Here is a 24,020-nt window from a genome sequence, read left to right on the forward strand (position 1 = left end):
GAATCGTGGTTACTCCGTTAGCTGGACCGCGCCTTCCGGAGGCCGTTCGGAAATCATGGCGTTGCGGATCCGAGGCTCACTCCGCTAGGGAGGAACGCTCATGAGTGGCATGACAAGGCGCGGGTTACTCGGCGGGGCAGCGGTCGCCGCGGGCGCGGCCACGATGCAGTCGGCCGCGTGGGCCGACACCAGCCCCGATACCAGCGCCGACACCAGCGCTGACGCCGCGCAGCGCTGCGCTCCGGTGACCGGCCCGGTGACCGTGTACCCCGGTGACCCCCGCTACCAGGAGCTGACCGTCGGCTACAACCAGCGGTGGGTGGGCGCGCCGGACTACGTCCGGGTGGTCAGCTCGACCGACCAGGTGGTGCGGGCGGTCCAGGAGGCGGTGGACGGCGGCAAGCGGCTCTCCGTGGTCTGTGGCGGCCACTGCCTGGCCCCGTTCGTGTTCAACGCGGACGTCAAGATCGTCATCGACCTGTCAGGGCTGAACAACGTGTACTACGACCCGCAGCGCAACGCGTTCGCCGTCGAGGGCGGCGCCCGGCTGTCGGGCGTGTACGAGGCGCTGTACAAGAAGTGGGGAGTCACCATCCCGGGCGGGATGTGCCCCACCGTGGGGGTCGGCGGGCACACCACCGGCGGCGGGTACGGCTTCCTGTCCAGGGAGTTCGGCGCGGTGATCGACCACCTGGAGGCGGTGGAGGTCGTCGTCGTGGACCGCTCGGGCACGGCGCGGGTGGTGGTGGCGAGCCGTGACGCGTCCGACCCGAACCGCGATCTGTGGTGGGCCTGCGCGGGCGGCGGAGGCGGCAACTTCGGGATCGTCACCCGGTTCTGGTTCCGGACGCCCGGCGCCACCGGCAGGGACCCGGGCAAGCTGCTGGTCAACCCGCCGAAGGACGTCCTGCTCAGCTCCGTCGGCATCCCGTGGAGCGCGCTCGACAAGGCCAAGTTCAGCACCCTGGTCACCAACTGGGGCACCTGGTACGAGCAGCACGCCTCGCCGACGTCCCCGGCCAAGGCGCTGTCGGGTGTCGCGTCGCTGGCGCACAAGTCGAACCAGTACGTCTTCCTGCTGACCCAGGTGGACGCCACGGTGCCCGGGGCGCAGCAGATCCTGGCCGACTACCTGGCGGCGCTCACGGCCGGGGTCGGCGTCGACGCGGTGGTCGCGGCGCAGCCGGCGCAGAAGCTGCCGTGGCTGCACGCGGTGCGGCTGATCGCGGCCAGCATTCCGTCGTTCATCAACCCGACGCTGCGGGGCTCGTCCAAGTCGGCCTACCTGCGGCGCGGGTACACGTCCGCGCAGGCGGGGGCCATGTACGACGCGCTGACCCGTACCGACTTCAGCAACCCGGCGGGCGCGGTGACGCTGGCCGGGTTCAGCGGCGGCGCGATCAACGCGGTCTCGCCCACCCAGACCGCGCTGGCGCACCGCGGCGCGTCCTTCTGGACGCTGTTCGAGACCCAGTGGCAGGACCCGGCGGCCGACGCCGCCAACATCGGCTGGCTGCGCGACCTGTACGGCTCGGTGTGGGCGGCCACCGGCGGGTACCCGGTGCCCAACGACCAGTCGGACGGCTGCTACATCAACAACCCGGACCCGGACATCACCGACCCGGCGTTCAACAGGTCGGGCGTGCCCTGGTACACGCTCTACTACAAGGACAACTACCCCAGGCTCCAGCAGATCAAGGCCACCTACGACCCGCGCGACGTGTTCCGGCACACCCAGTCGATCAGACTCCCCTAACGCCGCAGGCGGGGCACGTCCCGACAGGACGGGCCCCGCGATGAGGGGTCATGCTCCGTAGAGTTCTTCGAGACCGATGAGCAGCACGCCGTTGCCGCGAGCTGTTTCCCTGCGCAGAGCGTCGCTGAAGCCCGCGGCGCTGAAACAGGCGAGCGCGCACTGGCCGACATCCATGCCGCGTCCGGCGAGCAGGTCCCGCGCCTGAGTGAGCCGCTCCAGATGGCTCAGCCCCATGACCGTGCCCCACTTCGCCTCGCCGAGCAGGTGTACCGCCGGCTTCCTCCCGCCCGATCCGGGTTCGACCACGGCAACGTCGACTTGAATCTGCCGTCGCGTCGCCTGGTCGGTCACCACGCCGCTGCCGACCTGCCCCAAGGCCGAGCCGAGCAGGGATCGCCCCGGCCCCAGCACGTACTCTCGGCACACCGCTTCGAAGTGCGGCCCGGCCACCTGCGCCGCGAAGCGCTCCGCCGACTGCGCCCATACCTCCGCCGCCTGGCCGCTCTCCAACCTGCCCCAGGAAGGTCGCATCACGGCCTCGTAGAAATTGATCAACGGCTCGATGATGCGGTAGTGCGACTTCCCGGCCCGGAAGATGTCTGCTTCGCGCTCTAGCAGATGGCTGTCCTCCAGCACGTTGAGGGGGTGCGAGATGTCCACTGACTTACGGCCGATGTAGCCTGCGATCCCCCCTCGGGTGGTGTTGCCCTGAGCCACGGCGGCCAGGACCGAGTGATACAGGGCGGTGTCCCGGATGTCAGCTTCCTCAGCGAGCAGATACCGAGCCTCCCGGAAGAGCGGACTCAAAGGGGACAGGACCGTACGACAGATCCAGTCGTCGAATTCCTCCAGGCTGCCGGGAACGTCGTCCGCCAGGAACTGCCGCCGGTACGCAGGCGTGCCACCGACCACGGCATGGAGCCGGGCCGCGAGAGCGGGACTGTCAATCACTCCCCAGAAATCAGCGGCCGCCTGGTACCCGAAGGGCCGCACGACAAGTTCCAGCTGTGCCCGTCCCCGCAGGGGCGCGGTGCTCGCGAGCAGACCGCCCATGACGGACATCGCTGATCCACACAGGAGCAGCCTCATCCGGCTCTCCTCGCCTTGGAAGCGGTCGATCTCCCGCTGGATCAGGGACGGCAGTTCTGGAGCGGCCTTCGCCAGATACGGAAACTCATCGATGACCACGAGCAGCGGTTCGTCCCCGGGGGGCGCGGCGAGGCCGAACAAGTAAGAGATCGCGTCGTCCCACGTGGCGAAGGAGAACGGAGCCGGGGACCCGACGTGAACGGCGATGGCCGCGCCGAACTGGCGCAGCGACTCCGTCTCCGTCGCCGCCGTGGCCCCGAAGTAGAAGCCTCCATGGGCCTCGACGAGGGCGCGCAGCAGATAGGTCTTGCCCATACGCCGCCTGCCGCTGACGATCCCGAGCATGGCATGGGGCAGAGGCCGGTTCACGAAGGCCGTGAGACCGTCCCATTCAGCGCGACGGTCGAAGACGTGGGGTGGCTTGCCGAGGCGGGTACGACGTTGCACTGTGCCCCATTCCTTAGGAGTACATCCCTAAGGAGTGTACTCCTAAGGAGCTATGGGCCCGGCTCAACGGCCGGTCAGGGCATCGGGTGACGGCGGAGGAACTCGTGCGCGGCCTCGCCGACGGCGACGGGGTTCATGCTCTGCAACCCGTGCGTGGCGTTCGGAATGCCGCACCGCTCCGCCTGCGGCAGCCAGTCCATCAGGAAGCGCTGCGTCTCGCGGAAGCCGGGCATCGCCGACTCGCTGTCGAGGCCCATCACGGCGAGCACCGGCATCGCGGGCTTGCGCTCGACCAGCCGGTCCGCCTCGGACATCTTGAAGCCCCACTGCGAGATCGCCGGGAAGTCCACGGTGAACGTCGTGTCGACGCACTCCTCGACCCGGTTCCACACGTCCAGCGGCCCGGTCATCTCCACGGCGGACAGGAAGCTCGGCCCGCACACCGACTCCATGTAGCGCTGCGCGGCGCCCAGCTTGTCGCCGGTCTCGTAGAGCTTCATGGCGCCCATGAAGGCGTCGATGTTCGCCTGCACCGCCTGCGGTTCCTCGCGCGGCAGGTACGGCTCCAGCAGGATCGCGCTGTGCGCCCGCTCGGGGTAGGAGAGCAGGAACTGGAAGGCGATCACCCCGCCGAAGGAGAAGGCCATGATGTGCGCCTTCTCGATGCCCAGGTGGTCGAGCAGCTGCCGGACGTGGTCGGCGCCGCCCTCGATGCTGAGCTCACCCTTGTCCAGGGTGCTGCCGTTGTAGCCGGCCCGGTAGTAGCTGATGAGCTGGTAGTCGTCGAGCAGCGGCGGGTAGAACCGCAGCGGCGTGATGAGGCTGTCGGCGATGCTGGTGCCGTGGATGCACAGCACCGGCTCGCCCTCGCCGAGCACCGTGTACCTCAGCTCGGCGCCTTCTACCGGGGCGCGCCGGTCGTGTTCGACATTCCATTCGCGCCCGATGTACAGGGCGTTTCCCGTCATGGGTTCGGCTCCGATCGGACCAGCAACCCGGTCCTGTCGAGACTGGGAAAGAGATCGAAAACCAGGAATTCGAGATAGTATTTCCCCCACAGCAGCTGCCACAGCGAGAAATGTTCGTCGAACTGCTCGCCGCGGTGTTCCGCGAGGCGTTCCTCCATCTTCCAGACGAGCGAGTTGAATTCCTGTTCCGTGAACTCGTGGCCGAGTTCCGCGGCGGCCTTGACGACCTCGTCCTTGGGTTTGTCCTTGAGCTGGTCGCACAGCTCCGGCCGGTCCGCCAGGCTTCGCAGGAACGCGCCGAGCGCGGCTTCGCTCATGACAGCTCCTCGTCGGTGAAGCGGGCGGCGACGTGGTCGACCAGGTAGTCGAGGTAGCGCGTGCCCCACATGTGCCGCCACAGCCCGCTGCTGCCGTCGAACGGCTCACGGTCCTTGTCGAGGATGACGCCCGCCTCCAGCCTGCCCACCACGCTGCTCGCGTCGGCGGCGGTGAAGGTGAAGCCGTCGTCGCGGGCGTGGAAGAGCAGCTGGGGCAGGCTCATGGGCGCGTAGCGGGCGAGCAGGTCCGGGCTCGACCTGGCGGCCTGTAGGAACCTGACGAACTCCGCCTGTGACACCGGGACCCCTCCTAGCCTTCGAGGGCGTGACGGATCACGTCGTCGATGGCCTTCACGTCCTGCTCGCTGAGCCCGAACGTGGCCAGGTGGCCGAAGATGCTGTCGATCTGCCGGAACTCGGCGCTGGGGATCCACTCGGCGTACTGCCGGCACTCGTCGGGCGGGAACAGGTTGTCGCCGGTGAGCGCGGCGACCGTGGCCTTCGGCTTGACCCGGCCCAGGACGTCCCGCAGCGACTCGCCGTCGGCTCCCGGCCAGGCGGTACGCGCCTTGCGAGCCTGGACGACGACGTCGTTCGGGTCCTGCGGGAGCCAGAAGCCCTCCCAGAAGCCGGCGACGAACCCGTCGACGCTGTCGAAGCCGAGGTTGCGCCAGACCTCGGCGCTGTCGTAGTAGAACGTGCGCGGCGGCGCCGTCAGCGCGGAACCGTGCGCGACGCGGGTCAGCCCGCCGCTCACGGCCGCGGCTTCCGCGTACGTGCCGCCGTTCCAGTTCGGGTCGGCGGTGATCGGTTCCTCCACCACCGTCCTGAGCCAGAGCTTGGTCCACGGCGGCGGGGTCGGCGCGCCGGCGATCGGCGCGACGCGCCGCACCACGTCGCCGAACCGCAGCGCCCACTCGTACACCTGGATCGCGCCGATCGACCAGCCGAGGACGAGGTGCACCTCGTGCACGTCGAACCGCTCGGCGAGCAGCCGCTGCTGGGCGACGACGTCGTCGGCGATGGACACGGCGGGGAAGTCCGGCCCGGCCAGCGGCGCCGGGGTGTTGCTCGGGGCGGACGACGGCGCCAGGCCGAAGTGGCCGGGCAGCACGATGAAGTACTTACGCGGGTCCAGCGGGCGGTTCTCGCCGATCCAGCCGTTGAGCACCTCCGCGGGCGCGCCCAGGAACGTCGGGAACACGACCACGTTGTCCTTGGCCGCGTTGAGCTCACCGAACGTCTGGTACGCGAGCCGCGCGCCGGGAAGCGTGGCGCCCGAGGCGAGCTGGAAGTCGCCGAGCTCGAACAGGTTCATCTCTGGCTCTCCAAACGATCTCTGGCAGCGCGGGGACGCGCGTGCTCACTCACGTGTCGAATCGCAGTACCGTCTTGATGTTCTGGCCGGACTTGAAGGCCTCGACCGCCGCCGCGATGTCGGCGAACGGGTACTCCCTGATGAGCGGCTGCACCAGCAGGCGGCCGGCCCGGACGAGCCTGGCCAGCAGCGGGATCAGCCGGTCGGGGTCGCTGTCGCCCTCGCACACGCCGAGGATGCGGCGGCCGGGGAGCAGGCGGTGCACGTCCACCGAGACCTCCACTCCGTACGGGGGCGCGCCGACGACGGCGACCGCGCCGCGCGGCGCCAGGGCGTCGATGCCCGCGCGGAGCACGTCGGGGTTGCCGACGGCCTCGACCACGTAGTCCACCCCGGCGCCGCCGGTGATCTCACGCAGCGCGGTGGCCAGGTCGGCTTGGGTGGAGTCGACCGTGTGGGTCGCGCCCAGCTTGGCGGCCAGTTCGAGCTGGTCCTGCCGCCGCCCGACGGCGATGATCTCGCTGACGGGGGTGAGCGCCGCGCCCATGATCGCGGCCAGGCCGACGGCGCCGGTGCCGACCACGGCGATCGAGCTGCCGGGCTCGGGCCGCAGCGTGTTCCACACCGCGCCGGTGCCCGTCTGGACGCTGCAGGCCAGCGGCGCGAGCAGCTCGAACGGCAGGTCGTCGCCGACCTTGACGACGCTGCGCTGGTCGGCGATGGCGTGCCTGGAGAACGACGACTGGCCGAAGAAGCGGCCGCCGAGCGGCTTGCCGTCCCTGGTGATGGGCGACGTCCCGTCGGGGCGCTTGCCGCCGACCAGGTTCTGCGGGATCCACGTGGTGCAGTAGGCCGGGTGGCCGAGCTTGCAGGAGACGCAGGTCCCGCAGGAGGTGAAGGTGAGCACCACGTGGTCGCCCGGGCTCACCTTCGTCACGCCGGGGCCGACCTCCTCGACCACTCCGGCGCCCTCGTGGCCGAGCACCCCGGGCAGCGGGAACGGGATGAGGCCGGCGGCCACGGTGAGGTCGGTGTGGCAGATCCCCGCCGCCTCCATCCGGACGAGGACCTCTCCTTGACGGGGCGAGTCCAGCTCGACGTCCTGCAGCGTGAACGGCGCTCCCGGCGACTCCACTACTGCGGCCTGGGTGGTGGTCACGGCTGTCTTCCTTTCGTGGTGGTGCTGTTCACGGCTGGCGCGGGCTGTAGGAGCTGGTGATGTGGGTCCACTCCGACGGTCCCCACTCCGCGCCGTGCCCGACGCTCGGTGGTGCGCCCACGACGCGGACGACGTAGTAGTCGAGGAGTCCGGGAGCGCGCCGCGTCCAGATCGAGCCGAGTTCGTCGTGGTGCCGCTGGCCGAAGTACAGCCGGTCGTCGCTGCCGTCCTGGGCTCCCGAGCGGGCCAGGCCGAGGATGTCGTACTCGCGGGGGCACTCGTCCACGCCGGGGAGGTCCAGCGGGGAGCAGCCGCCGAGGGAGACGTCCTGCCACTCGCCGGGCTGCCAGTGGCCGTTGCCGGCGCGGACCTCGTCGGCCGCCGCGACCAGCCCGGTTTCGAACAGGCGCAGGCAGACCTTGGTGCGCGAGAAGTCCGCGTTGCGCGCCCCCTCGACGGACGGGTTCGGGTCGAGCAGTTCGAACATGCCGGTGATGATCAGCTCGAACAGCCTGCCCTCGCAGTCCGGGTCCTGGTACGAGTTGAAATGAATGGCCCAGAACGGGCTGTGCAGCCAGAAGTCATCGATGCCGAATATCCCGGGGAATACTTCGGCGGCGACCGGGCTGCGCCATCTGCCGGAGAGTTCGCCGACCGTGAAATTCGCGTTGACGGCCGGATCGGCGGTGCCGACACTCATAATGCCTCCTGGTCGAGAAACCGGCGCATAAGTGAAATGCTTGACGACTCGCGCGGCCCGCGTCAAAACACCGGTACGTACATTGGCAAGTCGCCGGACGGAGATATTCGAGGGCATGCCGATGGAAGGCGTGGCGGGCGCCCTGCCGGGTCGGCGGTCAGGACGCCTGCGCGACGCGGGCCGGTTGCCCGGCCGTCAGCGGGGCGGCAGCAGCGCCGGGGGCACGTGCCCGCGGAGCTGCTCGGCGAAGCGGGCCGCCTGCTGCCCGGCCGCCGTCACCTCGGCGGGCGCCCCGCCCGCCCGTTCCGCCTCTCCGCAGCGCTCCGCCAGCATCAGCATCCGCTCGTGGAGCAACGCCCACGAGGGCTCGCGCCAGGGCACGAAGTTGCTCATGGCGTAGTACATCTCGAACGCGAAGCCCGCCGTGCGGCCCGGATGCTCGGGCCCGGCAGGCAACCTGGTCAGGGACGTGGCCAGCGGCCGCAGCACGTCCGCCATCAGCCGGATCGCCATGCCGACGAGCAGGCCGAGCTGCTGCTCGCTCTCGTCGGTGTGCGTGAAGAACCGGGTGAGCAGGTGCAGGACCAGCTCGTAGGCCAGCACCGCCAGTTCGGCCACCCGGCGGGCGACGGGGTCGCCGAGTACCGGCTGCGGGGCCGCGATGTCGTACGGCTGCCGCAGGAAGCCCGCGATCGTCGGCCGCGCGGGCTCGAACGAGGGGTCGCGCTGCCGCAGCTCGCCGTACTCCTGCCAGATCGCCAGGAAGCGCCCGTAGTGCGCTTTCTGCCAGTCGCCGCGCGACCCCTCACCCTGCTCGATGATCATGGAGATGGCGGCGAGCGCCGAGTCCAGGTCGGTGACCGCGATCAGCTGCGGCCAGCGGAACAGCTCGGGCGTGGCCTGGGCGCGCGGCGACCCGACGAACACCGCCTGCTCGCCCAGCCGCGCGGACAGCTCGCGCAGCCCCTCCTCCAGGCCGCGGTACAGGTGCCCGATCGTGCCGTACTCCTGCCCTCGGGGCATCAGCTCCTCAGGGTCGAGCCGTTCGCGGCCGGGCACGCCCGGGACGAACTCGCCGGCGTCCTGCAACTCCATCCCCTCAGGGCGTTCGAGGTAGAGGAAGTGCCTCAGCGCCTGCTCGCCGAACGGCACCAGGTCCATCTGGAACCCGGCGGGGAAGTATCCGGACCGTTGCGGGAAGTTGGGCCTGCCGAAGATCGGCGCCGCGCCGATGGCCGCCGTGAGGTTGGCGACCAGCGCCATGTGCAGCATCTCCTCGACGGCGATGTCGTGCAGGACCTTGCGCCAGGAGCTGATCGCCTCCGCCTGCTCGTGGGTCAGTCCCTCGTCCGTACCGTCCTTCAGGCTGAACTCCGCGAAGAGGTACTGGCACAAGATCATGTGCTCGAGCTGGGCGGCCTCGTTGAGCAGCCACCACAGGTGTTCCCGGTTCGCCACCACGATCCTGGGCTCGGCCATGTGGATGATCCTCCCGTTCGTCAGGCTGAGTCGTCCTGGAGCACGGCGCGGTAGCGCACCTGACCTGCCTCGACCCGCTTCAGGACATCGTTGATCTCGGCGCGCGGGAACAGCTCGACGCGCGGCTTGACCTTGCCCGCCGCCATCAGCTGCAGCACCTCGACGAGGTCCGCGCGGTTGTTGTGGGTGCTGCCCTTGATGGAGCACTGCTTGAACAGCAGCGTCATCATGTCGTCGATCTGCAGCGGCCCGGTGACGCCCATGGTGACCAGCCGCCCCGAGTGCCGCAGCCCCGACACCACCTTCGAGACCAGCTCCGCGGACGTGGTCGTCGCCAGGACGATGTCCGCGCCGCCCGCGTCGGCCAGCGCCTTGCCCGGGTCGTCGCCGGTCACGATGCCCCGCACCGCGCCCAGTTCCTCGGCGTACTCGGCCTTGTCGGGCGAGGTGGTGAGCACCACCGTCTCCAGGCCGATCGCGGCGGCGAGCTGCACCGCCATGTGGCCGAGCCCGCCGACCCCGAGCACGCACACGCGCTCTCCCGGCTTCGGGTCGGCGTTGCGCAGTCCGCTCATGGACGTGTAGCCGGCGCAGAACGCGACGGCCGCGTCGGAGTAGGCCAGGCCCTCCGGCAGCAGGAAGCAGCCCGTCTCCCAGGCCAGCATCAGGTCGGCGTACCCGCCGCCGAGGTCCATCCAGGTCTGGGTGTGCTCGCAGCGCACCGGCCTGCCGCTCTGGCACTGGACGCAGCGTCCCTCGCCGCGTTGCATCCACGAGACGCCCACCCGGTCGCCCACCCGCAGGGTGGTGACGCCGGGGCCGAGCTGTACGACCTCGCCGACCGGCTCGTGGCCGGGCACGATCGGGAGCTGGACGGGCCAGTGGCCGCGGTGCACCAGCACGTCGCTGAAGCACATGCCGCACGCGCGGATGCGGACGACGACCTGCCCCGGCCCCGCCACCGGATCGGCGAGCTCCTGGAACTCCCATGGTGAATTCAGTCGCGTGATCACGGCTGCGCGCACGTTGTCCTCCTTCGCCAGCGGTTCGGATGCCCACGATAGGTTCGGCCTCCGCGCCCGGGGCAGCCGTACTTAACGAAGCAGGCGGCGGAAAACCGGAGGTCAGTCATCTGGCACCTCGTCGCGCTCGTAGTGCAGACGCGTCTCGATGGCGTACGCGTGCGGCGCGTAGCCGGTGCGCAGCCCCTGGAAGACGGCCCAGGCCGCCTGCTGGTCGCGCTCGACCGGCAGGCCCGCGTCGTTGGCGAGGCGCAGCGTGTCGGAGAAGTTGCGCTCCTCCCGTCCCTGGAGGCTGACCGTGATCGGCGGCAGGCGGATGCACAGCCCGGCGGTCAGCCGCTGCATGCAGCGCGTCCCGGTGTCGAGCAGGGCGCGGGTGTGCGCGGGCGCCCAGCTCGGCGCCAGCGCCTCGGTCAGCGCCGCCACGTCCAGGACGATGACGGCGGCCTTCAGCCAGTCCAGGTCGCCCGCCGGTCTGCGGAAGGTGAGCGTCGGATGGGCCACGTGCGAGCTCTCCACCTCGGTCATCCAGCCCGTCCACTCGGCGAACAGGGTGTCGAGGTGGTCCCGCGAGCCGGTCCTGAGGAACACCGCGAGCAGGCCGTCGGCGTCGCGCGGCTTGCAGACGCTGCCCGCCAGCCTGGCGACCAGCCGTTCCCGCCTGCCGTAGGCGTCCACGAAACGCAGCAGGTACGTCGTGACCACCGCGAGGAGCAGCAACCTGGACGCCCACTCCGCCTCCCGCAACGGGGTCTCGGCGAGCAGCGCGAACCCGGCCCAGGACGCGCCGAGCCAGACGGCCGCCACCGTGAAGAGGGTCAGCGGGGCGCACAGGTCGGCGAGCGGCTCCCGGACGCGGTGCCTGAGCCGCCCGGCGATCGGCAGGATCGAGTAGGCGAACACGCGTAACGTGCCGCGAACGAGCCGCGACGGCCTGCCTCTCGGCGTGAAGACGGTGAGCAGCACGCTCAGCCAGACCGCGACCACGATCGTGCCGCCCGCCACCGCTTTCACCACGGCAAGCACCATGCGCCCATGTTGCGGCGCCTTGCCCGTCCGCCCAAGAGCCAGTTGATGCTAGTAGTCCGACTTCCACCCGCGCACGCGTGGCCGGACCCGCCGGACGGGCCCGGTTGACAGGGCCCGTCCGGCGCGTGGGACGGGCTCCCTCGGTGAGAGTCCCGTCCGGGGACGGCCGGCGCTAGACGGCGGCGGCCGAGCGGAGGCCGGTGGCGAGGTCGAGGAGCGTGCTCGGGCCGAGCAGGTCGCGGATGGGCACGTCGACGCCCATGTCCCGGCGCATCCTGTCCCTGAACCTGGTGGCCAGCACGGAGTCCAGGCCGAGCAGCGTGAGCGGCACGTCGATGCCGATCTCGTGGCCCGGGACGGCCAGGACCTGAGCCGCCATGCCCGCCACGAACCCGGCCAGCTCCGTCTCGGACAGGCTCGCCAGGTCGAGACGCGCCACGCCGGTCGCCGGCTCGGGGACGGGGGCTTCCCCGCCGAGCACACCCTGGACGGACAGCACGCTCTTCCCGGCGTCCGGCCAGAACCGCCTGTGCTGCCACGGGTAGGCGGGCAGCGGGACGTACCGGCCGTCCGGGTGCATCCGCTCCCAGCCGGGACGGCAGCCCAGGACGTAGGCCCTGGCCAGGGCCGCGGCCAGGGCCTCGGCCTCCGGCTCGTCGCGCTGGAGCGACGGCACGACCGCGCCCCGCACGCCGCTCGCCTCGATCTCGTCCTCCAGCGCGGACTGCAGCAGCGGGTGCGGGCTGATCTCGACGAACACGGCGGGACCGTCGGCGAGGGCGGCCTGCGCGGCGGCGGCGAACCGGACCGGCAGCCGCAGGTTGTCGAACCAGTACCCGGCGTCCAGCTCGCCGCCGTCGACGATCCGGTCCAGCGCGCTGGAGTGCATGGGGATGTCGCCGGCCGTGGGCCGCAGCTCGGGCAGCTCGTCGAGCAGCGCCGTACGCAGCGGCTCCACCTGCGGGGAGTGCGAGGCGTAGTCCACGTTCACCTGGCGGCAGAACACCCCGCGCAGCCGCAGCCGCTCGACGACCTGCCCCAAAGCCGCGGGGTCGCCGGAGAGCACGGTGGCGTGCCGGCTGTTGACCACGCCCACGCAGACGCTGCCCGCGTGCTCGCCGATGGCCTCCTGGGCGTCGTCCTCGCCGAGCCCGACCGCCCACATGGCGCCGGACGTCCGCGGCTCCCAGAGCAGGGTGCTCCTCCTGCAGACGACCGCCGCGCCGTCCTCGACGCTCAGCGCGCCCGCCGTGACGGCGGCGGCGATCTCGCCCATGCTGTGGCCGATGAGCAGGTCGGGTTCGATTCCCCGCTCGCGCCAGGCCGCGGCCAGGGCGACCTGCATCGCCCACAGGGTCGGCTGGATCTCGTCCACCCGGGACATCTTCCGCCTGCCGAGCAGGACGTCCAGCGGGGACCAGCCCAGTTCGGCCTTCACCGCCCGCGCGCAGGCGCGCAGCCGGCGGGCGAAGGCGGGGTCGCGGGCGAGCAGGTCCCTGCCCATGCCCTCCCACTGGGCGCCCTGGCCGGGGAAGACGAACACCACCCGCGGCTTCCTGGTCACGCGGTGCTCCCCCGCGACCAGGGTCCGGCCGTCGTCCCGTCCGCTCTCGCCGAACGCGCGCAGCGCGGCTGCCAGGGACGCGGCGTCGGCGCCGATCGCCGCCAGCCTGCGGTCGCGCTGCGACGTGCGGGCCCCGGCGCTGAAGCACAGGTCGTCCACGTCGGTCCCGGCGTCGAGCCGGTCGGCGTACGCGACCGCCAGCTCCCGCAGCGCCTGCGGGTCCCGAGCCGACACCGGCAACACGTAGACGGGCTTGGCGTCGGGCTTCCCCGCCCCGTGCGCCTCCTCGGCGTCGGGCTTCTCCGCCCCGTGCGCGCCACCGACCCCTAACACCCCTCCGACGTGCGCTGACCTCCTTTGGAGGGGAAGAGAGGGCGACGGGAGGACACCTGCGGCGACGGGGGAGACAGGAGCCGCGTCGGAGAGCGGGCCGAGGGTCGAGGGGAAGGCCGCAGCAGGGGCCGGGCGGGTGGCCGTGTCAGGGGCGAGACGGGTGGCTGTGTCGGGGGCGAGGCGGGAGACCGTATGAGGGGTCGGGCGGGGGGCCTCGGAGAGGACGAGGTGGATGTTGGTGCCCGACATGCCGAAGGAGCTGACGCCCGCCAGGGCGGGCGTGCCGCGCGACGGCCAGTCCTGGGTGCACAGCGCGAGCTGCACAGCCGGGTCCTGGGCGCGCAGGACCGCGTGCGGCTCCGTGACGTGCAGCGTCGCCGGCACGGTGCGGTTCCGGACGGCGAGGGCGGTCTTCAGCAGCCCCGCCAGCCCGGCCACGAACTCGGTGTGGCCGATGTTGGACTTGACGGACCCGATGAGGCACGGCCGGTCGGCGGGCCGCCCCTCCCGCAGGACCAGGTCGAGCGCCGCCAGCTCGGTCGGGTCGCCGACGCGGGTGCCGGGCCCGTGCGCCTCGACGTAGTCGACGTCGCACGGCGAGACGCCCGCGTCGCGGTAGGCGCTGCGCAGCATCGTCTCGTGCCCCTCCAGCCCGGGCGCGACGAGCGAGCCGCCGGTGCGGCCGTCGTGGGTGACGGAGCTGCCGAGGATCGTGGCGTAGACGCGGTCGCCGTCGTCCAGCGCGCGCGACAGCGGCTTGAGCACCATGCTGACGACGCCCTCGCTGCGCACGTAGCCGTCGCCGGCGACGTCCCCGAACAGGCACCGGCCCGAGCTGGACAGGACGCCGGCGTCGGCGAGCGCGAAGTACAGGTCGGGGACGATCTGCAGGTTGGCGCCGCCGACGATGGCCAGGCCGATCTCGCCCGACCACAGCGCCCGGCAGGCCACGTGCACGGCGAGCAGCGAGGTGGCGCACGCCGCCTCCACGCCCATGCTGGGCCCGCGCAGGTCGAGCAGGGTCGAGATCCGTCCGGGGAAGATGCCGTTCACGGCCGCGCCGAGCGCGGCGTGCATGTCGTACATCCCCGCGCGGCGCAGCACGTCCCAGTAGCCGGACGACAGCAGGCTCGTGTAGACGCCGGTGTCGCTGCCCGCCAGGCTCTCCCCCGGTATGCCCGCGTCGTCGAGCGCCTCCCAGGTGACCTCGAGCAGGACGCGCTGCTGCGGGTCCATCCGCACCGCCTCGAACGGCGAGACCCCGAAGAACCGGGCGTCGAAGCCGGCGATGTCGTCCAGGTAACCCCCCGCGCCCGTCAGGACGTCCGGGCGCCTGCCGTGCTCGGTCACGACGTCGAACCTCTCACGCGGGATGGTGCCGATCGCGTCCCGCCCGTGGCTGAGCACATCCCAGAACTCCGTCAGGTTCCGCGCGCCCGGCAGGCGGCAGGAGGCGCCGACGATGGCGATGGGATCCCGCCCATGGTTGACGTGCATACTTCCATTCCCATCTGCGCGCGGGCCACCGGGAAATCGTGGCGGCCCGCGCAACGGTAATGATGGTTCACGACATCACCTAAGGTTCGGGCGGCGGGCCCGGCTGTCAATTAGCAGATGACGAAATACCGATCGTCGCCAGGACGATCAAATTCCGGATGCGAACTCCGTGTTTCGAATTGTTTCGCGGTCAGACATCTGACACGTTCAACGGAAAATGGATCACGAGCCCGACCATCGGCTCGTCAGGGGTGAGCATCATGGCGATCCGCAGCGTCTGCAGGCCGAGCCGTGGGTGGCGGAAGCGGCGCAGGCCGTTGCGGTGCTCCTGCACGTCGTGGTCGCGCCACAGCCGGGCGAACACCGGGCTCAGCCCGGAGAACTCGGCGATCTGCTTGTTCATCCGATCGTCGTTGGGCCACTTGGCCACCTCCGACCGCCATCGGGCGACGATGTCGCGGGTGTCGCTCTCCCAGTCGGGCAGGCGTTGCCTGGCCACCGGTGAGAGCAGGATCCAGCGCAGGATGTTGCGCTCTTCGGGCGGGCACGCGGCCCAGTCGTCGTACCACTCGGCGGCGGCGGCGTTCCACGCGATCAGGTCGCAGTAGACGTCCGTCGCGTAGACCGGGTAGGCGGTCTGCCCCATCAGACCTACCAGGCCCTTCATCACGCCGCCCGGGGTCACCTCCGCGTCGAGCGGATGCGGGTTGGCGACCTGGCCGTGCGCCAGGGTGTGCATGTAACGGCGCTCGTCCTCGCTGAGGTCGAGCACCCGCGCCAGGCTGTCGAGCACCTGCACCGACGGACGGATGTCACGCCCCTGCTCCAGGTAGGTGTACCAGGTCGGGCTCAGACCGGCGAGAACCGCGACCTCCTCCCTGCGCAGCCCCTTCGTCCGCCTGCGGTTGCCCGCCGGAAGCCCCACCTGATCCGGCATCACCCTCGCCCGGCGGCTTCGCAAGAAGCGGGCGAGTTCCTGCCGGCTCCAGTCGTCGCCTGACACAGAGCCCCCTGATTACCCCCACCGCATCATGTGCTGTGCAAAGTCATCCCCCGAGTCTAGAAGCCCGGCACACGATTGTCACCGAGAAATGTGTCCTGATTCCGTCATCTCGGGATTGACCGGCGGGTCAACCGTCCCAAAGCATGAATTCGCCCTTCCATAACAACAGGGGGGATTCGATGGAGTGGCATTTCGTGGGGCGGAGCCAGCAACTTGAAACGATTCGCGCCGCGCTGCGGGACACCTGCGCGGGGCCGATCGTCATCGCGGGGGAACCGGGCGCCGGACGCAGCGCCCTGGTCGAGCAGGTCCTGGAGAGCCAGGAGGCGGCGCCGTACGAGGTCGTCCGCCTGCGCGCCGCCGACATCACGGGCGACATCACGGACCGCGTCCAACCGGCCGGGGGCGGCAGGGATCTGCTCCTGGTCGTGGACGACGCGCACCTGAGCGATCACGCGAGCCTGCTCAGTCTGCGCGAGCTGGGCCGCAGGAAGCTCGGCACGGTGCTGGTCACCACCCTGACCGGGGAGTCGGCGCGGCGCCCCGACCCGACCGACTGCCTGCGCTTCGAACCGGACGCGCGCAGCCTGACCCTCCCGCCGTTCACGGTCGCGGAGGTGGCCGCGCTGCTGGCCCGGCTCGCCGGCGGGCACGTCCGCCAGGCGACGGCCCTCGCCCTGCACTCGGCGTCCAGGGGCAACGCCGCCCTGTTGCACGACTTCCTGGTGGCGCGCGGGCTGGCCGACCGGCTGGTGCGCGGTGCGACCGGGTGGGAGTTCGCGGCGGTCACCGAGTGGCGGCCCCGGAGCGGGCAGGCCGCGTCGCTGCGCCACCTGGTGGACGCGACCCACGAGGCGTGGTCCGGCCTCGCCTTCGACCGGGCCTACGAGCTGTGCAAGGCCGCCGCGTGGTGCGGGAAGGGCGAGCTGGTGGCGGCGCCGCTCGCGCACCTGCTGCTCCTGCGCGGACGTCCGCACGACAGCATGCGCTTCCTGGACTCGCTGCCCGAGAGCGTCGTCGAGACCACCCCGCACCTGGCGCTGGCCAAGGCGATCAACCTGGCCTGCGGGCTGGGCAGGCCGGGCGCGGCGGCCGAGTTCCTGCTGCACGCCGCGCTGCTCGGCGGGGCTCGGCCGCAGCCGCGCTACCTCGCCTACCGCGCCTGGATCATGGCCCTGACCGGCCGTGCCGCCGAGGGCCTCGGCATGATCGACCGGGAGGACCGGGAGACCGCGCTGTTCGTGCACGCCGCGCAGGCGATGACCACGCTGCGGGTCCGTCCCGACGAGGCGGTCTTCCACCTGCGGCGGGCGCTCGCCCTCATCGCCGGCGGCATGGACCCCGGCCCGCCGTGGCTCTCGCCGCACCTGACGGCGTGCCTGATCGACGCGCTGCTGCTGACGGGCCGTACGGGCGAGGCCACGCTGCTCGCGGCCGGCTTCCACGGCGGTGAACCGTCCTCGGGCTGGGACGTCGCGGTCGCGGTCTCCATGGTCGCCAGAACCCCGGAAGCCGCCTGATCCCCGGAAGGACTTTGCTTCCCCCAGCCCGCCCCAACGCTCTCAGGGCGTGGGACGGGTTGGGGGCGGGCGGGGTCAGGGAGTGAGGGTTCTGCGGAGGGCGAGGGTGGTGATGTCGTCCGACTGCTCGGCGGTGCCGACGAAGTGCCGGACGTCGACGTCGACCGCGCTGAGCAGGACGTCCGCCCCCGCGCCCGGTTGGGCCAGGATCTCCATGAGCCGGGGCGTCCCGTACAGGCGGTGCTCTCCGTTCCTCGCCTCCACCACCCCGTCGGTGTACGCGAACAGCGCGTCGCCGGGGGCGAGCTGGACGTGCCCGAGCGTGTAGGAGCTGTCGGCGAGGATCCCCACGGCGGGGCCGGTGGGCGGTAGCAGCGTCTGCCGGCCGTCGGCCCGCAGGACGACGGGCGGGTTGTGGCCGCCGTTGATGTAGAGCACGTCCCCGGATTGCGGGTCCAGCACGCCGAAGAACATCGTCGCGAAGTACCCCTGTTTGAGGTGGTTGCGCGCCATGTACTGGTTGGTGCCGACGACCGCCTGGATGAGCGGCCCCGCCCCCAGCGACAGCAGCGGCAGCGCCATCTCGCTCGACCTGCCGTTCACCGAGACCGCCAGGTCGTCGCTGACGACCTGCGCGAACCCGGTGTGCTCGGCCGTGTGCCGCAGCAGCGTCCTGATCAGCGCCATGAACAGCGCGGCCCCGACGCCCTTGTCGCACACGTCGGCCACGACGAACGCCAGCCTGCGCCCGTTGACGATGGTGAAGATGTCGTAGAAGTCGCCCGCCACCTGCCTGGCGGGCCGGAAGCTGGCCGCGATCTCCCACCCCTCCATGATGGGCATCGACTCGGGCAGGAACCCGGCCTGGATCTCGCGGGCGATGCTCAGCTCCCGCTCGTACTCGCGCAGGCTGGCCAGCGCCGCCATCTCCTCGACGGTGGTGCTGAGCTGCCACCGCTCCCAGCAGGAGTTCACCCTGCTCCGCAGCAGGCTGGGCAGGAACGGCCTGGTGACGTAGTCGAACCCGCCGCGCACGCACTCCTCCAGCGCGCCCAGGTCGTCGTCGGGGAACGCCACGATCGTGGGGGTCCGCCCGTCGATCAGGAACCGCTGGGTGAACAGCGCCATCCGTTGCAGGCCGAGCGACGCCGACACCAGCAGCAGGTCGGGGTACGGCCACGCGTCCGGCCGCCTGGCCAGGTCGGCCGGGGCGGCGTGCCGGACGTCGAAGCCCTCCTGTCGCAGCGCCCCGTCCAGCTCGACCACCGCTTCGGACACGCCGCTGGGCTCAGCGACCACCAGGGCATTCGGCATCGACGTCTCCATCACTTCCCAGCAACCACATGATCAACGTGTTGCGGTTGCGTCCGCCGACGAACTCGTAACTGAACTCGTCGACCTTGCCCAGCGCCAGCAGCAGGCCGTAGCCGCCCACCTCGCGCTGGCAGGGCGGCACGGACAACCGCGGCGCGGGGTCGTAGCCGGTCGGGTCGAACGGCGGCGCGTCGTCCTCGATCCAGACGCGCAGCCGGTCGCACTCGATCTCGCCCGCGATGTCCACGACGCCCTCGCCACCGCGGTAGCCGTGGTGCGCGATGTTCGTGGTGATCTCGTCCGTTGCGAGTCGCAGCCAGTACGCCTGCCGGGACGTCAGGCCCGCTTCGTCGGCCAGCGCCGCGACGAAGTCGGCCACCACACCCGGCAGGGACGTCTGCGAACCGTCAAGGCGTAGCCGGCAGGCGAGCATCACTGCATCACGATGCTGCGGTCGAAACCGGTGAGCCGGATCGTCTCCGCCACCTCGGGCTGGGTGCCCACCAGGGTGATCTCCGAGCCTCGCGGCATTTTCTGGTGGGCGAACACCAGGCAGCGCACCCCTGCGGACGACATGTAGGTCAGCTCGTCCAGCAGCAGGACCAGCTTGTCCACCCGGCGCTCGACGGCCTCGCCGACCAGCTCGTTGAGTTCGGGCGCCGAGCGCCCGTCGAGCTCTCCCGCCAGCCTGATGGTCGCGGTGTCCCCTTCGACGTTCATCTTCACCTTGAAACTCATCGCTCTTTCCTCCTGTGGGTGACCAGGATCAGCACGCTTCGCGGGCCGATCCACGCCTGCGACTGGTCGTCCAGCGACGGTTCGGCTCCCGGTTCGTGGGCGTCCATGGGGGGCGCGGCGGCGGTGTCGGCGAACCGGTGCCAGGTCAGGCCGCGCGGCGGCTCCGGCAGGTCCAGCTGGTGCCCCTCCCAGTGGGAGTTGGCGGCGACGTAGACGCAGTCGTCGCCGTCGCCGTCGAACATCGCGGCGAGCAGCCGGCAGTGCGGCGACCAGTCGGGCTCCCAGGCGCGCACGCCGTGCCAGCTGACGACGCCGGGGCCGCCCCGCCTGAGCACCGGGTGCGCCTGCCTGAACGCGACCGCCCGGCTGACGAAGCGGAACAGGTCCGCGTTCTCGTCGAGCAGCCCCCAGTCGAACCAGGTCAACGGGCTGTCGTGGCAGTAGGCGTTGTTGTTGCCGAACTGGGTGCGGCCGACCTCGTCGCCGGCCAGCAGCATCGGCACTCCCCTGCTGGCCAGCAGGATGAGCAGCGCGTTACGGGTCTGGCGGTCGCGGGTCGCCAGGACGCCGGGGTCGTCCGTCTCGCCCTCGTGCCCGCAGTTCCAGGAGTGGTTGTTGTCGTCGCCGTCCCTGTTGTGCTCGCCGTTGGCGTCGTTGTGCTTGTGGTCGTACGAGACCAGGTCGCGCAGCGTGAACCCGTCATGGCAGGTCACGAAGTTGACCGTGGCGGAGGTGCCCCGGTGGCTGTACATGTCGGGCGAGCCGACGAGGCGGGTGGCCATGTCGCCGGTGACGCCGAGGTCCCCCTTGATGAACCTGCGGACGGTGTCGCGGTAGCGGCCGTTCCACTCCGACCACCTGCAGTAGTCGGGGAAGGCGCCGACCTGGTAGAGGCCGGCGGCGTCCCAGGCTTCCGCGATCAGTTTGCAGTCGCGCAGCACCGGGTCGTAGGCGAGTGACTCGAGCAGCGGCGGGTTGTGCAGCAGCTCCCCGTCGGCGCCCCTGCCGAGGATCGCCGCCAGGTCGAACCGGAACCCGTCGACGTGGAACTCCGAGGCCCAGTAGCGCAGGCAGTCGAGGACGAACCCGCGCACCACCGGATGGTTGCAGTTCAGCGTGTTCCCGGTGCCGCTGAAGTTGTAGTAGTGGCCGTCGGGCGTGAGCATGTAGTAGGTGGCGTTGTCGAGGCCCTTGAAGCTGATCGAGGGCCCGCGCTCGTCGCCTTCTCCCGTGTGGTTGAACACCACGTCGAGCAGCACCTCGATGCCCGCCCTGTGCATCTCCTTGACGAGGTGCTTGAACTCGTCGACCTGCATGTGGTGGCGGCCGGTGGCGGCATAGGACGCCTTGGGGGCGAAGAACCCGGTCGGGTTGTAGCCCCAGTAGTTGACTCCCGTGAAGGTGTTGTCGGTCTCGTCGAACTCGAACACCGGCATCAGCTCGACGCAGTTCACGCCCAGCTCCCGCAGGTAGGGGATCTTCTCCACGAGCCCCGCGTAGGTGCCGGGGGCCGCCACGCCCGACGAGGGGTGCCGGGTGAAGCCCCGCACGTGCACCTCGTAGATCACCAGGTCCTCGTGAGGGACGCGCGGCGAGCGGTCGTCCTCCCAGTCGAAGTCGTCGAGCGCGACCCGCGACCTGTGACGGTACGGGCCGACGCCGGTGACCAGCCTGGCGTACGGGTCGGCGAGGACCTTGGAGCGGTCGAAGCGGTGCCCGTGCCGGGGCTGGTGGGGGCCGTCGGCGCGGTAGCCGTACTCGATGCCCTCGGCGTCGAGGCCGAACACGGTCATCGCGTAGACGCCGCCGACCCTGAACGACTCGGGGAACGGCAGCTCGACCATCGGCTCGGGCTCGCCCGTCTGGTAGAGGACGAGCGTCATCGAGGTGGCGTGGTTGGAGTAGACGGAGAAGTTGACGCCGCCGCCGGGCACCTGGGTGGCTCCGAACGGCAGCGACCGCCCCACCCGTACCGGGAACCCGGCGATCCGCTGGGTGGGGTAGGCGTCGATCGGCTCCAGCGCCTTCATACGGTCAACGCCTCCACCGCTTCCTCGACCGACTCGACCACGGTGAAGAAGCCGAGGAAGCCGGTCGCGTCCATGATCTCGCGCACGTCGGGCGGCAGCCCGGTCAGCGCGAGGCGGGCCGCGCTGCGTTGCGCCTGCCGGTAGATCAGCAGCAGCACCCGCAGCCCGGCGCTCGACATGTAGGTGGTCTCGCTGAGGTCCAGCACGACCAGGCCCTCGTCGGGGAACAGCGCCTCCAGCTCCTGCTGGACGCGCGGCGCGGTCTCGCTGTCCAGCCGGCCGCCCATGGCGATGACGGTGACACCGCCACGGACGCTTCTACGTACTTCCATGTCCTCATTCCTCCACCGGCGCGAGGTGCGCGCGCACCGTGAGCGGTGCCGCGGAGTCGGGCAGCTTCACGGTCATCGCGGCCGCGTCGAAGAGCTGGTACGGCGAGCCGTCCACCTCCACCCACTCCAGCCGGACCCGGCCGGGCGGCAGCGCGTCGGGGGCGACGCGCAGCACCCGGTCGACGAAGCCGTCGGGGCGGGGCTTGAACCACAGCGTCAGCGGCTCCTTGTCGATCAGCAGCCGCTGGTAGACGGTGGCGAGGAAGCACAGCTCGGCCGCGTGGCACATGCTCATCGAGTGGCTGCCCTTGAACCGCTCGGTGCCGAGCAGGTACGGGTGGCCGTCGGCGAGCACGTTGAAGTAGACGCCGCCCTCGTCGTGGTCCAGGAAGAACGCGTTGTAGAACGCGGCCGACTCCCTGGCCCTGCGCAGGAACTCGTTCTCCCCGGTGAGCCCGGCCAGGATCTGGTAGGCGAGGATCGCCTGCTCCTGCTGCCACCACGCCTTCCTGTCGTGCCAGACGAAGCGGTGGATGCTCTGGCCGGGGGCGAGCGTGCGCTCCACCACGTCGTACCAGCCGCCGCGCTGCGGGTCGCTGCCGAGGGCGGGCATCTTCTCGCCGATCTCGGTGGCGAGCCCCCGGTAGCGGTCCTTGGGACGGATGGACATCATCCGCATCAGGTTCCAGGCGATCTTCAGGTTGTGCCCGACGACGGCCCTGTTCTGCTGCCAGTGCCAGGAGGTGTCGGGCGTCCAGTCGGCGTGGAAGCGTTCCTGCACGTACGGGCTGTCGTTCCTGGGCATGTGCTTGACGATCAGGTCGAACGTCTCCTCCAGCATGGCGGCGTGCCGCTCGTCGCCGGTGGCCAGGAACAGGTTGATGAGGTACGCGGGCGCGTGGTCGCCGACCGAGTTCCAGTTCTTCCTCGACCTGTTGGGGCCCAGCGACTCGTGGTGCGGGCTGAGCAGGATCGGGTCGATGTGCGAGTAGTACCCGCCCAGCTCGGGGTCGCGGAAGAACCTCTGGAACAGCCGCAGCGTGCCGTCGATGTCGGCGGCGATGCGCGGGTCGCCGGTCAGCCGGTAGAGCTGGGTGGGCCCGGCCAGCGCGTAGATCTGCTCGTACATCGGGATGGCGTCGTAGTCGTCGCCGAACTCGGACGTGAACAGCTTCCGCTCGGCCCCGTCGCGCACCTCGATGCCGTGGTACCAGTAGACGACGTCCTCGTCGCGGTCGACGAAGCGCATGTGCTCGCGCAGGTAGGCGGCGCCCTGCTGGGCCACCTCCAGGAAGTCCTCCTCTCCGGTGAGCATGTAGGCCGAGGACATGCCGTACACCATCCGGGAGATGGTGTCGGTCTCCTGCACCTGCTGGTCGCTCTTCTCGCCGCCGAGCCGCAGCATGGTCCGGTAGGACGCGTAGTCGATCGGGCCGTCCTGCCCGAACTGCGCCTTGCGGTAGAACCTGCCCAGTTCGCGGATCTGCCGCACCCACCAGTCGGGCTGCTCGAAGGTGTACTCCCCGGGCGCCTTGCCGAGGAAGGTCAGCGCCTTGGCCTCGAAGGTGTACGCGCCGTTCTCCGGATAGAAGATCCCGTGCGCGAACAGGTAGCTGCCGGGCGTGAGGAGCTGGTCCAGGTGCCCGGACGCGTCGATGTACGGCTCCGCCAGGTTGCGCACGAACTCGGCGGACGTGGTCGAGGTGAGCCGCACCTGGACGGACCGGCCGTCGTTGGTCCGCAGGCCGATCACCCCGGCCTCGAACCCGGTGACGTAGCCGGCCACCAGGTCGGAGAAGGTGAAGTCGGGCCGCGCGCCGGCGTTGGGCGTGCCCGCCGCCAGCAGGTCGATGATCATCCGGGCGAACTCGTGGCAGTGGTCGGCGGTGCGTCCCGTCACCAGGTCGCGGTCCACCACGACGTCCTGGTCGGTGTAGACGGCGCCCATGTTGCGCACGTCCCCGATCAGGTTGTTGTGGCAGGTCACCCGGCGTCCCTTGACGACCTCGGCGATCGGGGAGGCCAGCCACAGGCCGTGGCAGATGATGCCCTTGATGATGCGCGGGTCGGCGAAGGCGTCCTTCAGCAGCCGCACCGCGGGGGCCGGTTCCTGCACGTCCTCGGTGTAACGCAGCCGGTCCGACACCATGCCGGACGGCACGATCAGCACGTCGATCCGGTCGAGGTCCACGTTCTCCAGGTCGCCGGTCACGGTGAACGGCTGCTGGAACTCGTGGCCGTGGAAGGTGAGCGAGTCCTGCCCCCAGAGGCGGGTGAGGAACTCCACCCGCGCCCCCTCCTCGGTGAAGCGCCGCTGGTAGTAGTGCAGCTCCGGCTCGACGAAGTCGCTCTCCATCAGGATGGCGACCGTACGGCCGGCCAGTCGCTTCTCACTCACGGTGCAC

At 70.6% G+C, this 24,020-nt stretch carries 20 protein-coding genes; 2 read left to right on the top strand and 18 right to left on the bottom strand.

The features are described from left to right. Positions 1-100: 100 nt before the first annotated feature. The gene (locus ABT294_RS09530) at positions 101-1,756 is read left to right on the top strand and encodes an FAD-binding oxidoreductase (RefSeq protein ID WP_350804734.1); all 1,656 of its coding nucleotides are present in this window, start codon (positions 101-103) and stop codon (positions 1,754-1,756) included. Between the two features lie 48 nt (positions 1,757-1,804). Here ABT294_RS09530 and ABT294_RS09535 read toward each other — a convergent pair whose 3' ends face one another. From ABT294_RS09535 to ABT294_RS09590, 12 genes are all read right to left on the bottom strand, one after another. Then, complete coding sequence (locus tag ABT294_RS09535) at positions 1,805-3,292, bottom strand: AAA family ATPase (RefSeq protein ID WP_350804735.1); 1,488 nt, start codon at positions 3,290-3,292, stop codon at positions 1,805-1,807. A 74-nt stretch (positions 3,293-3,366) separates the two neighbouring features. Then, positions 3,367-4,260 (bottom strand): alpha/beta fold hydrolase, encoded by an 894-nt coding sequence (locus ABT294_RS09540; protein WP_350804736.1) that lies wholly within the window; start codon positions 4,258-4,260, stop codon positions 3,367-3,369. Beyond that, positions 4,257-4,577 (bottom strand): Nif11-like leader peptide family natural product precursor, encoded by a 321-nt coding sequence (locus ABT294_RS09545; protein ID WP_350804737.1) that lies wholly within the window; start codon positions 4,575-4,577, stop codon positions 4,257-4,259. Before ABT294_RS09545 ends, ABT294_RS09540 begins: the two co-directional genes overlap by 4 nt. Next, positions 4,574-4,876, bottom strand: coding sequence for a Nif11-like leader peptide family natural product precursor (locus ABT294_RS09550; protein ID WP_350804738.1), 303 nt, complete (start codon positions 4,874-4,876; stop codon positions 4,574-4,576). Before ABT294_RS09550 ends, ABT294_RS09545 begins: the two co-directional genes overlap by 4 nt. 11 nt (positions 4,877-4,887) lie before the next feature. Beyond that, positions 4,888-5,895, bottom strand: coding sequence for an alpha/beta fold hydrolase (locus ABT294_RS09555; RefSeq protein WP_350804739.1), 1,008 nt, complete (start codon positions 5,893-5,895; stop codon positions 4,888-4,890). Between the two features lie 49 nt (positions 5,896-5,944). Further along, the gene (locus ABT294_RS09560; RefSeq protein ID WP_350804740.1) at positions 5,945-7,054 is read right to left on the bottom strand and encodes an NAD(P)-dependent alcohol dehydrogenase; all 1,110 of its coding nucleotides are present in this window, start codon (positions 7,052-7,054) and stop codon (positions 5,945-5,947) included. Between the two features lie 28 nt (positions 7,055-7,082). Beyond that, complete coding sequence (locus ABT294_RS09565; RefSeq protein ID WP_350804741.1) at positions 7,083-7,754, bottom strand: hypothetical protein; 672 nt, start codon at positions 7,752-7,754, stop codon at positions 7,083-7,085. Between the two features lie 195 nt (positions 7,755-7,949). After that, entirely contained in the window at positions 7,950-9,233 is a 1,284-nt protein-coding gene (locus ABT294_RS09570) for a ferritin-like domain-containing protein (protein ID WP_350804742.1), read from the bottom strand. A 20-nt stretch (positions 9,234-9,253) separates the two neighbouring features. Continuing rightward, the gene (locus tag ABT294_RS09575; RefSeq protein WP_350804743.1) at positions 9,254-10,258 is read right to left on the bottom strand and encodes an alcohol dehydrogenase catalytic domain-containing protein; all 1,005 of its coding nucleotides are present in this window, start codon (positions 10,256-10,258) and stop codon (positions 9,254-9,256) included. Between the two features lie 99 nt (positions 10,259-10,357). Further along, on the bottom strand, positions 10,358-11,284 hold the full coding sequence (locus ABT294_RS09580; protein ID WP_350804744.1) for a hypothetical protein: 927 nt from the start codon (positions 11,282-11,284) through the stop codon (positions 10,358-10,360). Positions 11,285-11,456: 172 nt separating this feature from the next. Continuing rightward, positions 11,457-14,678 (bottom strand): type I polyketide synthase, encoded by a 3,222-nt coding sequence (locus tag ABT294_RS09585; RefSeq protein WP_350804745.1) that lies wholly within the window; start codon positions 14,676-14,678, stop codon positions 11,457-11,459. Positions 14,679-14,868: 190 nt separating this feature from the next. Next, complete coding sequence (locus tag ABT294_RS09590) at positions 14,869-15,681, bottom strand: helix-turn-helix transcriptional regulator (RefSeq protein WP_350804746.1); 813 nt, start codon at positions 15,679-15,681, stop codon at positions 14,869-14,871. Between the two features lie 179 nt (positions 15,682-15,860). Between ABT294_RS09590 and ABT294_RS09595 the strand changes: the two genes are divergently transcribed. Continuing rightward, a complete protein-coding gene (locus ABT294_RS09595) occupies positions 15,861-17,201 on the top strand; it encodes an AAA family ATPase (protein ID WP_350804748.1) in 1,341 nt (446 codons plus the stop codon). A 75-nt stretch (positions 17,202-17,276) separates the two neighbouring features. Here the strand turns inward: ABT294_RS09595 and ABT294_RS09600 are convergent, their stop codons facing one another. The 6 genes from ABT294_RS09600 to ABT294_RS09625 are packed head-to-tail and all read right to left on the bottom strand — an operon-like array spanning position 17,277 to position 24,013. Beyond that, positions 17,277-18,515 (bottom strand): PP2C family protein-serine/threonine phosphatase, encoded by a 1,239-nt coding sequence (locus tag ABT294_RS09600; protein ID WP_350804749.1) that lies wholly within the window; start codon positions 18,513-18,515, stop codon positions 17,277-17,279. Next, on the bottom strand, positions 18,490-18,948 hold the full coding sequence (locus ABT294_RS09605; protein ID WP_350805156.1) for an ATP-binding protein: 459 nt from the start codon (positions 18,946-18,948) through the stop codon (positions 18,490-18,492). The genes ABT294_RS09600 and ABT294_RS09605 overlap by 26 nt, the downstream gene beginning before the upstream one ends. After that, entirely contained in the window at positions 18,948-19,253 is a 306-nt protein-coding gene (locus ABT294_RS09610) for an anti-sigma factor antagonist (protein WP_350804750.1), read from the bottom strand. Before ABT294_RS09610 ends, ABT294_RS09605 begins: the two co-directional genes overlap by 1 nt. Continuing rightward, positions 19,250-21,283 (bottom strand): glycogen debranching protein, encoded by a 2,034-nt coding sequence (locus tag ABT294_RS09615; RefSeq protein WP_350804751.1) that lies wholly within the window; start codon positions 21,281-21,283, stop codon positions 19,250-19,252. Before ABT294_RS09615 ends, ABT294_RS09610 begins: the two co-directional genes overlap by 4 nt. Further along, entirely contained in the window at positions 21,280-21,615 is a 336-nt protein-coding gene (locus ABT294_RS09620; RefSeq protein WP_350804752.1) for an STAS domain-containing protein, read from the bottom strand. Before ABT294_RS09620 ends, ABT294_RS09615 begins: the two co-directional genes overlap by 4 nt. Before the next feature lie 4 nt (positions 21,616-21,619). Further along, positions 21,620-24,013 (bottom strand): AGE family epimerase/isomerase, encoded by a 2,394-nt coding sequence (locus tag ABT294_RS09625; RefSeq protein ID WP_350804753.1) that lies wholly within the window; start codon positions 24,011-24,013, stop codon positions 21,620-21,622. Positions 24,014-24,020: the final 7 nt, after the last annotated feature.

It is taken from the genome of Nonomuraea sp. NPDC000554, assembly GCF_040300065.1.
Taxonomy (GTDB): Bacteria; Actinomycetota; Actinomycetes; order Streptosporangiales; family Streptosporangiaceae; genus Nonomuraea.

Coding starts and splice junctions, on each gene's coding strand:
- ABT294_RS09530 (WP_350804734.1), top strand. CDS start 101: ATGAGTGGCATGACAAGGCGCGGGTTACTCGGCGGGGCAGCGGTCGCC.
- ABT294_RS09540 (WP_350804736.1), bottom strand. CDS start 4,260: ATGACGGGAAACGCCCTGTACATCGGGCGCGAATGGAATGTCGAACAC.
- ABT294_RS09545 (WP_350804737.1), bottom strand. CDS start 4,577: ATGAGCGAAGCCGCGCTCGGCGCGTTCCTGCGAAGCCTGGCGGACCGG.
- ABT294_RS09555 (WP_350804739.1), bottom strand. CDS start 5,895: ATGAACCTGTTCGAGCTCGGCGACTTCCAGCTCGCCTCGGGCGCCACG.
- ABT294_RS09565 (WP_350804741.1), bottom strand. CDS start 7,754: ATGAGTGTCGGCACCGCCGATCCGGCCGTCAACGCGAATTTCACGGTC.
- ABT294_RS09570 (WP_350804742.1), bottom strand. CDS start 9,233: ATGGCCGAGCCCAGGATCGTGGTGGCGAACCGGGAACACCTGTGGTGG.
- ABT294_RS09580 (WP_350804744.1), bottom strand. CDS start 11,284: ATGGTGCTTGCCGTGGTGAAAGCGGTGGCGGGCGGCACGATCGTGGTC.
- ABT294_RS09585 (WP_350804745.1), bottom strand. CDS start 14,678: ATGCACGTCAACCATGGGCGGGATCCCATCGCCATCGTCGGCGCCTCC.
- ABT294_RS09595 (WP_350804748.1), top strand. CDS start 15,861: ATGGAGTGGCATTTCGTGGGGCGGAGCCAGCAACTTGAAACGATTCGC.
- ABT294_RS09600 (WP_350804749.1), bottom strand. CDS start 18,515: ATGCCGAATGCCCTGGTGGTCGCTGAGCCCAGCGGCGTGTCCGAAGCG.
- ABT294_RS09605 (WP_350805156.1), bottom strand. CDS start 18,948: ATGCTCGCCTGCCGGCTACGCCTTGACGGTTCGCAGACGTCCCTGCCG.
- ABT294_RS09610 (WP_350804750.1), bottom strand. CDS start 19,253: ATGAGTTTCAAGGTGAAGATGAACGTCGAAGGGGACACCGCGACCATC.
- ABT294_RS09615 (WP_350804751.1), bottom strand. CDS start 21,283: ATGAAGGCGCTGGAGCCGATCGACGCCTACCCCACCCAGCGGATCGCC.
- ABT294_RS09620 (WP_350804752.1), bottom strand. CDS start 21,615: ATGGAAGTACGTAGAAGCGTCCGTGGCGGTGTCACCGTCATCGCCATG.